This is a genomic window from Leisingera sp. S232 (assembly GCF_049800895.1).
Taxonomy (GTDB): Bacteria; Pseudomonadota; Alphaproteobacteria; order Rhodobacterales; family Rhodobacteraceae; genus Leisingera.
Genome location: NZ_JBNAFX010000063.1, coordinates 1 through 9,761, shown reverse-complemented (window position 1 = coordinate 9,761; position 9,761 = coordinate 1). Strand labels below are relative to the sequence as shown.

Genomic DNA, 9,761 nt, shown 5'->3' with positions numbered 1-9,761 from the left:
TCCCGCCATCTTCAGCAGGCTCGCAACCATACCGGACGTTTGCCGCAATGGCAGGCCGAACAATACCTTCACACTAAGGCAGAACTGGATGGCCGCATCGGAGAAGGTCTCCGGTCGTCCGCGTTTGCCGCATCGCTCGGCGAACCAGGTCATGTCGCGGTCAAACCAGACCAGCAGAGAGCCGCGCTTTCGAAGTGATGCGTTATAGTTGGACCAGTTCGTTGTTCGATAGCGGGAAGAGGCAGGCTTCGGCATGCCGCCGATCTAACCTACGGGATTCGCAAAGTGAATCCTCTACGGCCTTTGTGCAACAACGCCCTTTAGACTTCCCTATGGGTTTCGTTCAAAGCGGCTGTCCTCCGGCAAAAGAATAATAATATCGCATGAACCTCACTTCAGTATCGTGCGTGAGGCCTTTGAGGGGTACGCCTTCGGTCGATTTGCAAACCGGAGTGAGCTTCGTGGGTGGCTTTTGGAGCAAGCTCCCTTTCTTAAGTCTCAGAATGCTCGAACGGTTACATTCGAAAGAGTAAGTCAGCTTCTAAAGACACTGCTCTATGCGGGGTATCTTGATTATCCAAAATGGGATGTGCCGTTGACAAAGGCAAACGTTCCAGCAGCGATTGACTTGGAAACCTATAAGCTTGTTCAGAAAAAGATGGCTTTGTCTTGTCGGAGCGAACGCGTAAGTCGATCAAAGGACTTTCCCGCCCGCGGGTATTTGGTTTGTGCGGATTGTGGTGGCCGAATGACAGCGTGTTGGTCGAAGGGGAGGAGGAAACGGTATCCATATTACCTTTGCAAAACATCGGGCTGTGTCAGCTGTCGAAAGTCCGTTCGTAGGGGGGAAATTCACGCAGGGCTTGAGGCGATGCTCACGCAAATGACACCGAGTAAGGCTGCCATTGAGGTCTTCGAGGCATTTGTTAAAGAAGCCGTGCTTAGGAAAAGGCGTAATGCTCAGCGGGACAGGACCTTTCTGGAAAGGGAGCTCACGGGGTTGAGGGAGCAGCACAATCAACTGCTACGCAGAATTGTCAGTGAGAGCGACCCTGAAATCATCGCGGCTCTAAAAGAGTTGTTTAAGGATCTTCAGGAAAATCTGAGGCTAAAAGAGTTGCAGAGGGAAAAGCTGGGGCAAGCTCCGGAGATCTCGCAGGAAATGTTCGAACACTCCCGTGAAGTTCTCTCAAGTCCTTCAAAAATATGGAGAAATGGGGGTATGCAGACGAAGCAAGCAGTTCTGCGCACCTGTTTTGCCGAACCTCCTAGATACTCCTTAAAACGAGGGTTTCGAACACCAGAACCCACCTTGATTTTCAAAGCGTTAAGCACTTCCGAAGGAGGTAATGAAGATTTGGTGGAGCCTAGCGGGATCGAACCGCTGACCTCCTGCATGCCATGCAGGCGCTCTCCCAGCTGAGCTAAGGCCCCAAACCTGTCCGCTTTTCAGTGCCGTTCCGTTTCCAGTCTGGCCTGTCTTGCGGTGTGAGCGTCGTTTACGGGACAGGGGCGCGGGCTGCAAGCGGAAAATGTGCCGGGTTTCAAATTTTTTCCACCCCCCCTGAGCGGGCAGTCCGGGGCGCGCAGGCCACGCCCCCGAACCGCTTGAGCAGCCTCAGGAATCGTCCTCAGGCGAAGACATGTCGGCGATGTCGTCCAGCGAGACGTTGTCCTCATCATCGTCATCATCCAGGACATCATCGCCCAGATCGACATCGACTTCGTCGTCATCGTCCAGAACCACGTCCTCGGTGTCCATGTTCTCTTTGGCCTTCAGGGTGGCGGCGTCTTCGCTATCGGCTTCGATCATCCGGGTTTTGCCGGTGCTCAGCTCGACGACCTCGCCCGTGTAGGGGCTGACGATCGGGTCCTTGTTCAGGTCATAAAAGCGCTTGCCAGTGGTCGGGCAGACGCGCTTTACACCCCATTCTTCCTTGGGCATGTGGATCCCCTTGATTTACTGGTGAGTCGTATCGACGATTCAGGTGCCTTGCCATATGAGGGAAGCACTGTCAAAGCCAAAGCCTGGAAAGGGCGCTTGCATGGCCGAATATCATCTGTCCGGGACACCCCCGGTGCTGCTGACGTTGCGCAGGTCTGCACGGGCGCGGCGGATCAGCCTGCGTATCTCTTCGCTGGACGGGCGGGTGACGCTGACGTTGCCCGCAACCCTGCCGGAGAAGACTGCGCTGGCCTTTGCCGAGGAGAAAGCCGACTGGATCCGGGCCAATCTGGCGAAACAGCCGGAAGCGGTGGATGCTGATTTCGGCGCGGTGCTGCCGATCGACGGTCAGGACCGGGTGATCGAGCAGGCAGAAGGCCGGCGCATCCTTCTGGATGCCGGCCGCGTAGCAGTGCCGGGGGCCAATCCTGGTCGACCTTTGCAACGCTATCTGAAGGAGCTGGCCCGCAATCGGTTGGCTGAGGCTTCCGATTTCTACGCTGCCCGGCTGGGCCGGGGCTACAGCCGCCTTTCCCTGCGCGACACCCGCTCGCGCTGGGGGTCCTGCACCGCGGATGGCGGGCTGATGTATTCCTGGCGGCTGATCCTGGCGCCGCCTTCGGTGCTGCGTTATGTTGCTGCCCATGAGGTGGCGCATCTGGCAGAGATGAACCACTCGCAGGCGTTCTGGGATACGGTGGAACGCATTCACGGCCGATGGCAGGAGCCGCGCGCCTGGCTGCGCGAAAACGGCGCCGCTCTGCACCGCTATCGTTTCGGCGAATAGAAACAGCGCTTTGGGCCGGCCAATGCGCGGGCTAAGCTGGCATCCGTTGTTGTTGCCAGTTCCCAGTCAGAGGTCCGTGCCTGTGTCAGACAAGCCGCAAAGGCGCCTTGCCGCCATTTTCATGCTGGATGTATCCGGCTTCAGCCGGATGATGGCCGAAGACGAAGCGGGCACGCTCAACCAGGTTCTGGCTCAGCAGCAGACCCTGATTGCCCCTGCCATCCGCAATCATGGCGGCCGGATTACCAAGCTGATGGGCGACGGGGTGCTGGCGCTGTTTCCCAGTGTGATCTCAGCGGTCGAGGCGGCCGCGCAAATTCAGGCGGACGCAGCACGCACCCGTCATCTGCGGCTGCGCATCGGCATCAATTTGGGCGAAGTGCTGATCGTCCAGGGCGATGTTTTCGGAGATGAAGTCAACATTGCTGCACGGCTCGAAAGTCTCGCACAGCCAGGTGGGGTGGCGCTCTCGGCGGCCGCTTATGATCAGGTCCGCAACCGTATTCCCTATGATTTCGAAGATTTTGGCCAGCATGAGGTCAAGAACATCCCGGATCCGGTGCAGGTGTATGTTCTGGGTGAGGAGCTGACTTCGCTGCCTTCCCTGCGTCGCAGCTTCCAGTCGCTGGCGCAGGAACCAGCCCTGCACAGGGGGATGCGGCCGGCGATGTTGCTGCTTGCAGGGGGGCTTGGTGCGGTGACGGCTGTGGCCGGGCTCTGGGGCTGGCAGCACTCTGGCCGCTTGGGCAATGCTGCTGCCCCTGCCGCAGGCCGTCCAGCTGCCACCTTTGAGGGCAGCCCGGTGATCGCAGTGCTGCCGTTCACCGCAGAGACCCTGCAGCCGGATATTGCAGGGATGCTGTCACAGGAGGTAACCCGCAGCCTTGCTGCCGCCAGCGATATCCGGATCATCGCGCCTTCCAGCACCCGTGCTGCTGCGGGCCTGTTGCCAGGAGAGGCTGCGGTGCTTCTGGGGGCGGATTTCGTGGTCACAGGCCATTTGCCCGGCACTCTGGAGGATGGCGTACGGCTGGAAATTCTGCAGGCAGTGCCCGGCGGCGAGACCGGTGCCAAGCCGCTCAGCATCCTGCCGCCGCAGCCGCCACAGGCAGCCGCGTCTCTGGCGCCGCAGCTTGCGGCAAGCATCGTCCGGTATTTCGGCAAACCGCTGCCGGAAATACACACACCGCCCAGGCCCGATGGCGCGGTTTCGCAGCTGTTTACTGCGCGCAGCCTTCGTCAGCAGGGGCGCAGCAGCGGGGCAGCGCAGGCCCTGCACCGGGTGCTTCAGTTGGCACCGGACTGGCCACAGGCGCAGGCGCTGGCGGCGCTGTGGCATCTGGATTTGCTAACTGGCCCCGTAGCAGCTCTGCCACAGCGTGCGGCGGAGGCAGCGCGGATGGTCGAAGGCTTGCCGCCGCTGGCTGCCGTCCTGCATTTGCGTGCGCTGGCGGCACAATTCGCAGGCCATCCCGACACGGCGCTGGGCCTGGCGGAACAATTGGCAGAGGCGTATCCAAACGATGCCCAGGGTCAGCTTTTGCGTGCCTGGCTCTTGCATCTGGCCGGTCAGAATGGCGGGGCTCAAAAGGTGCTGGACCGGGCTTATCAGCTCGATCCGCTGCCGCAGCCGATGGCCCTGACAGTGCAGGCTGCGTTTCATCTGGCGGCAGGGCAGGGTGGCGAGGCCGCCGCAGTCGCAGCAGCGGCCTTGGCGCTGGAGCCTGAGGCGCAGCTGGCCGCGGTTCTGCGCTGCGCGAGCCTGGCCGCGCTGGGCCGGTTTGACGCGGCTGCGGCGGCCTGCGCCCTGCTCAAGGGGGCGCCGCTGACCGTGGATCAGGCGGCGGCGGCTTTTCCCTATTCCGCGGATGCACCGCGGCGCGCCCTGCGCACAGGTCTCAGCCTGGCCGGATTGGCTGGCCGTCCCTGAAGGCGCAGGAAATTGGACGGTTGACCGCGGCGGCTTTTGTGATCACATGAAGGGATGAATTCAGCAACTCGCCCCACCCAGGACACCGCTTCGGCCCCGGCCCATGACCGTGTCTATCGAACTTTGCGCACCCGCATCATGCATGGCGAGATTACCCCCGGCGCGGCTCTGACCCTGCGCGGCATCGGCGGTGAATTCGGGGTATCGATGACGCCGGCGCGCGAAGCAGTGCGCCGCCTGGCCGCTGAGGGCGCCTTGTTCCTGTCCTCTTCCGGCCGGGTCACCACGCCGGAGCTGACAAACGAACGGATCGAGGAACTGGCCGCGCTACGCGCGCTGCTGGAGGTGGAGCTGGCCAGCCGTGCCCTGCCGCGCGCCCATATGGCGCTGATCGACCGGCTGCAGACGATCAATTCCAACGTTGCCGAAATGGTCTCCAAACGCGATGCGGTCGGCTATATCCGCACCAATCTGGAGTTTCACCGCACTCTCTATCTGCGTGCCCAGGCACCGGCCATGCTGGCGATGGCGGAAACCGTCTGGCTGCAGCTTGGCCCTACCATGCGCGCCCTTTACGGCCGCCTGCGCCGCACCGATCCACCGCAAAACCACCGCCTGATCATTGCCGCGCTGAAAGCCGGCGACGAGCCCGGCCTGCGGCTGGCGGTTCGCTCGGACGTAACCCAGGGGCTGCGGTTGCTGGCGGGCTAGGGCGGTTTCAAAGCCAGCACCCTAACGGTAGTTGGACTGATTGGCGCGAGATCAGTGAAAATTCGCTTAGGGCCTGTTAACGCTATTGCATAGTGCTGTTTTTTTTCTAAATATCTGTTATGAATGAGATAACAGAAAAGCAGTACGCTCTGATCAGGCCCTACTTGCCAATCCAGCGCGGGAATGTGCGGGTTTCGAACCTAACCGTGATTAACGCCATCCTCTTTGTCGCCGAGAACGGTTGCAAGTGGCGGGCTTTGCCGCCGCGTTTCGGCAAGTGGCACACGGTTTACACCCGGATGCGCCGTTGGGCCAGCGCGGGCGTTCTGGACCGGCTATTTGACGCGCTTCAGCAACATCACATGATCCGCGTGTCTGTTGATTGTCTGGGCCTCGATAGTACCAGCGTCAAAGTGCATCCCGATGGGACCGGCGCGCCCAAAAAAACGGCCCGCAAGCAATTGGTAAATCACGCGGCGGATGGAACACCAAAGTCCACCTGAGCGCCGCAAATGACCGTTTTGCACTGACGTTCAGCCTATCTGGCGGGAATGCGCACGACGCGCCCGAAGGCCGCGCCCTGCTGGAACGCTGGCGATCACCGCCCCAAGGTGCCGCAATGATCATGGACCGGGCCTATGAGGGCGATGAAACGCGCCAGTTGGTGCTTGACCTGGGCATGGTCCCGGTTGTTCCGCCAAAGGCGAACCGGCTGATCAAATGGGATTACGACCGGACCATCTACAAACGGCGCAACGAGGTTGAACGACTGTTTCGAAGGCTGAAAGGATACCGGCGCATCTTCTCAAGGTTCGAAAAGCTCGACGTGATGTATCGCGCCTTCCTCAACTTCGCACTCATCGTCGATATGATTAAGTGTTAACAGGCCCTAGTTTGGCAGCTGGCTGCGTGTCTGCCTTGTGACGAAGCTGAGCGGCATCTTCTAGATTGCTAGGTGACCGGAAATGAACACAACAACCTGATTACCGGCAATATCCATGTCGTTGCCGGCAATGATAGCTTCCAAGGTGACACCGACAGGATCTCCGGACATTCCGGGGAGGCATTGTTTTCGTTTGACGGGCCTCAATCCGAGCCCAGAGGCCGAAAGGATTTGCAGTCACCCGGCACAGGCGTTGCCGATATGCAAAACCCGGCCTGATGGCCGGGTTTCCTCATATATCAATGGCGCTGGGCGGTTAGGCCGCCAGCCCCTTGGAGCCGATGTCCAGGAATTTCTGGCGCCGGTCCTTGATCAGCGCTGCGCTGTCCATGTCCTTCAGCTCGTCCAGCATCTCCTGGATGGCACTGCTGACGGATGCGATCGCCGCCTTTGCGTCGCGATGGGCACCGCCCAGCGGTTCCGGGATGATCTTGTCGTTGACGCCCAGCTTGTTCAGGTCCTGCGCGGTCAGGCGCAGGGCTTCGGCTGCTTCGCGCATTTTCTCGGCATCTTTCCACAGGATCGAGGCACAGCCCTCTGGCGAAATCACCGAATAGATTGAATGCTCCAGCATCGCCACGCGGTTGGCGGAGGCAAAGGCCACCGCACCGCCGGACCCGCCTTCGCCGATGATCACCGAAATCAGCGGCACACCGATCTTCAGGCACATCTCTGTCGAGCGCGCGATTGCCTCGGACTGGCCGCGCTCTTCGGCGCCTTTGCCGGGGTAGGCCCCGGCGGTGTCCACCAGGGTAATCACCGGCAGTTTGAACCGGCCGGCCATTTCCATCAGGCGGATCGCCTTGCGGTAGCCTTCGGGGCGCGCCATGCCAAAGTTGCGCTCGATGCGGGACTTGGTGTCAGACCCTTTCTCATGGCCGATCACCACGACGGGCTGATCGTTGAAGCGCGCAAGCCCCCCCATCACCGCCAGATCGTCGGCAAAGTTCCTGTCGCCCGCCAGCGGCGTGTACTCGGTAAAGAGCGCTTCGATATAGTCCTTGCAGTGGGGCCGCTCCGGATGGCGCGCCACCTGGCATTTGCGCCAGGGGGTCAGATCCTTGTAGAGATCCTGCAGCAGCTGCGCCGCCTTGGCGTCCAGCGCCGCGGCCTCATCCGCCACGTCCATTTCCTCATTCGCGCGCGCCAGCGCCCGCAGCTCCTCCGCCTTGCCTTCGATTTCGGCCAGCGGTTTTTCAAATTCCAGATACTGGGTCATCTCGCCTCTGCTCCGCAGGTTTGCAGCTATATGGCCTTAGCGGCGCCAAGATGCAACTCAGCAAGATTTGTGATTTGCTGCCGTGGCATGAGGTGAGGGCAGAGAAAGACAGGGAGACGCCGCCAATGGCCGCTAGCTACGAAGACCGGATCCTGCGGGTTCTGGCTTATATCCACGACAACACCGATGGCGATCTGTCGCTGGATGCGCTGGCGGATGTTGCGGCCATGTCGCGGTTTCACTGGCACCGGGTGTTCCGGGCGCTCACCGGCGAGACCTGCGCCCAGACCGTGCGCCGTATCCGGCTGCACCGTGCTGCGGTGTGGCTGGTGATCGGGGATATGCCCATGGCCCGGATTGCGGCCCGTGTCGGTTATCCCAATCAGCGCAGCTTCTCCCGCGCTTTCTCTGAAGCCTATGGCAGCAGCCCCGCGGTCTTTCGCTGCGGCGGCAAGATCGGGCTGCCGAACCCAACTCTCAGAACAGGAAGTTATCCCATGCATGATGTCATCACCCGCACCGACCCCGCCCGTCGCCTTGCCGGCCTGTCGCACAAGGGCGCCTACTATGAAATCGGCAAAAGCTTTGAAGCCTTCGGCGCCATCTGCGAAAGCCGCCAGCTCTGGCCGCAGGTCGGCGCCATGTTGGGCGTCTATTTCGACAGCCCCGACGATGTGGCCGAGGCTGATCTGCGCAGTTTTGCCGGGGCCGAGCTGGGCGGCGATTTGCCCGAAGGGCTGGAGGAAGTGAACCTGCCGGGCGGGCGAACCGCGGTACTGACCTACAAAGGGCCCTATTCGGGCATCCATTCCGCCTATGACAGCCTGTTTGGCAACTGGCTGCCGCAGTCAGGCGAGGAGCCAGCCGATCAACCCTGCTATGAGGTCTATCTCAATAATCCCCGCGATACCGCGCCGGAGGACCTTCTGACGGAGATTTGCCTGCCACTGAAGTAAGCCTCATTGCTGCACAAGGATCGCGGCCAGCGAAACCACCAGCACCGCCGCCATGGTCCAGTTGAACAGTCTCAGCTGCGCCGGATTGGTCAGCAGGCGGCGCAGCTGCAGGCCCAGCATGGTCCAGGTCGAGGCCGACAAGCAGCCGATCAGCAGATAGGTGCCGGACACCCACAGGATCGCGCTCAGATCGCGGCTGGCTGCGTATAGCGTGATCGACCCCAGCGCCATCGCCCAGGCCTTGGGGTTGACCCACTGAAAGGCACAGGCTTGCACAAAGCTAAGGGGAGTACCCTGCGCCTCGCCTTCCTTGGGCGGGGCAGCATTGGCAATCTTCCATGCCAGCCACAGCATGTAGATGACCGACAGCACCGTCATGACCCAGGTCAGCGGCGGAAAAGCATCAAACAGCTGCATCACGCCCAGACCCACCGGCAGGATCATGACCGGAAAGCCGATCGCCACCCCCAGCAGATGCGGGATCGTGCGCTGGAACCCGAAATTGGCACCGGAGGCCATCAGCATCAGGTTGTTGGGTCCGGGAGTGAAGACGGTGCCGAACACAAACCCGGCCAAGGCAAGCAGCAATTCATAAGTCATTTGCAGAGCATCGCGCGAAACCAACCAAATGAAATTGCGTTATGAAGCGTTTTTTGCCTAGTATCGCAATTAATGCCTAAGAATGATAAGATAAGTAAACATATATTGCAGGAATTATCCCGCGACGGCCGGATCAGCAACCTGGAACTGGCCGAGCGTGTGGGTCTTTCACCCTCTGCCTGCCTGCGTCGGGTGCAAGAGTTGGAGCGTTCCGGCGTCATCTGCGGTTACCGTGCGGTGCTGGACCGGCAGAAACTCGGGGTGGGTTTTGCCACCTATATCGGGGTCGGTCTGGGGGAGCATACCAAAGAGGCGCAAGAAGCCTTTGAACATGCGATGAATGCCGCGCCTGAGGTGGTGGAATGCCACAATATCACCGGCACCATCGAATGGCGTTGTTGCGCAACTCGTTTTGAGGACGAGCTTCCCCTTTCCGCGGCGGATTCATCCATCACACACGATCTCGGCGGTGCCGAGGGCCGAGAATCGGTTCATGAGAGCGATGCGGATGTGGATTTCGGCGGTTTGTCTGTCTGGGTCCCTCGCCATGATGCGTTCGCCGAATGCCTTGAGGCATAGCATTTTGGCCTCCACGCGACTTCGGATGTGATAACCACTCCATCGTTTCCACAGCGCCCTGCCGAAGCGTTGCGAAGCGCGCAGTATCTCG

Annotated in this window: 9 protein-coding genes, 1 tRNA gene and 3 pseudogenes; 7 read left to right on the top strand and 6 right to left on the bottom strand. The window is 60.7% G+C overall.

Annotation, left to right across the window (positions count from 1 at the left end; all coding sequences use genetic code 11):
* Positions 1-255, bottom strand: a 255-nt coding sequence (locus ACP151_RS20855; protein WP_424978662.1) for a transposase, incomplete at its 3' end; no start/stop codon positions are given.
* 403 nt (positions 256-658) lie between these two features.
* Between ACP151_RS20855 and ACP151_RS20850 the strand changes: the two are divergent.
* A pseudogene (locus ACP151_RS20850) lies at positions 659-811 on the top strand (zinc ribbon domain-containing protein); the annotation flags it as partial.
* A gap of 547 nt (positions 812-1,358) precedes the next feature.
* Here ACP151_RS20850 and ACP151_RS20845 read toward each other — a convergent pair.
* Positions 1,359-1,434: transfer RNA gene (locus ACP151_RS20845), tRNA-Ala, on the bottom strand.
* A 184-nt stretch (positions 1,435-1,618) separates the two neighbouring features.
* Entirely contained in the window at positions 1,619-1,945 is a 327-nt protein-coding gene (locus ACP151_RS20840) for a TIGR02300 family protein (protein WP_424980741.1), read from the bottom strand.
* A 100-nt stretch (positions 1,946-2,045) separates the two neighbouring features.
* Between ACP151_RS20840 and ACP151_RS20835 the strand changes: the two genes are divergently transcribed.
* From ACP151_RS20835 to ACP151_RS20820, 4 genes are all read left to right on the top strand, one after another.
* Positions 2,046-2,732 (top strand): M48 family metallopeptidase, encoded by a 687-nt coding sequence (locus ACP151_RS20835; RefSeq protein WP_424980740.1) that lies wholly within the window; start codon positions 2,046-2,048, stop codon positions 2,730-2,732.
* A gap of 121 nt (positions 2,733-2,853) precedes the next feature.
* Positions 2,854-4,662: an adenylate/guanylate cyclase domain-containing protein gene (locus ACP151_RS20830; protein ID WP_424980739.1), complete on the top strand. Its 1,809-nt coding sequence runs from the start codon at positions 2,854-2,856 to the stop codon at positions 4,660-4,662.
* Between the two features lie 54 nt (positions 4,663-4,716).
* Positions 4,717-5,373, top strand: coding sequence for a GntR family transcriptional regulator (locus ACP151_RS20825; RefSeq protein ID WP_424980738.1), 657 nt, complete (start codon positions 4,717-4,719; stop codon positions 5,371-5,373).
* A 119-nt stretch (positions 5,374-5,492) separates the two neighbouring features.
* Positions 5,493-6,256, top strand: a protein-coding gene (locus ACP151_RS20820; RefSeq protein WP_424980737.1) for an IS5 family transposase whose coding sequence is annotated in 2 segments (ribosomal slippage) — positions 5,493-5,811 and positions 5,811-6,256 — 765 coding nt in all. Because the reading frame shifts where the segments join, the coding sequence is not laid out codon by codon here.
* A gap of 316 nt (positions 6,257-6,572) precedes the next feature.
* On the opposite strand, the gene ACP151_RS20815 is transcribed toward ACP151_RS20820, so the two are convergent.
* On the bottom strand, positions 6,573-7,535 hold the full coding sequence (locus tag ACP151_RS20815; RefSeq protein ID WP_424980736.1) for an acetyl-CoA carboxylase carboxyltransferase subunit alpha: 963 nt from the start codon (positions 7,533-7,535) through the stop codon (positions 6,573-6,575).
* A 125-nt stretch (positions 7,536-7,660) separates the two neighbouring features.
* On the opposite strand from ACP151_RS20815, the gene ACP151_RS20810 reads away from it, so the two are divergent.
* On the top strand, positions 7,661-8,491 hold the full coding sequence (locus ACP151_RS20810) for an AraC family transcriptional regulator (RefSeq protein ID WP_424980735.1): 831 nt from the start codon (positions 7,661-7,663) through the stop codon (positions 8,489-8,491).
* Positions 8,492-8,494: 3 nt separating this feature from the next.
* Here ACP151_RS20810 and ACP151_RS20805 read toward each other — a convergent pair whose 3' ends face one another.
* Positions 8,495-9,091, bottom strand: a complete 597-nt coding sequence (locus ACP151_RS20805; protein ID WP_424980734.1) for a LysE family translocator — start codon at positions 9,089-9,091, stop codon at positions 8,495-8,497.
* Between the two features lie 72 nt (positions 9,092-9,163).
* Between ACP151_RS20805 and ACP151_RS20800 the strand changes: the two are divergent.
* Positions 9,164-9,484 (top strand): annotated as a pseudogene (locus ACP151_RS20800) (Lrp/AsnC family transcriptional regulator); the annotation flags it as partial.
* Between the two features lie 51 nt (positions 9,485-9,535).
* On the opposite strand, the pseudogene ACP151_RS20795 reads toward ACP151_RS20800, so the two are convergent.
* Positions 9,536-9,761, bottom strand: a pseudogene (locus ACP151_RS20795) (IS5/IS1182 family transposase); the annotation flags it as partial.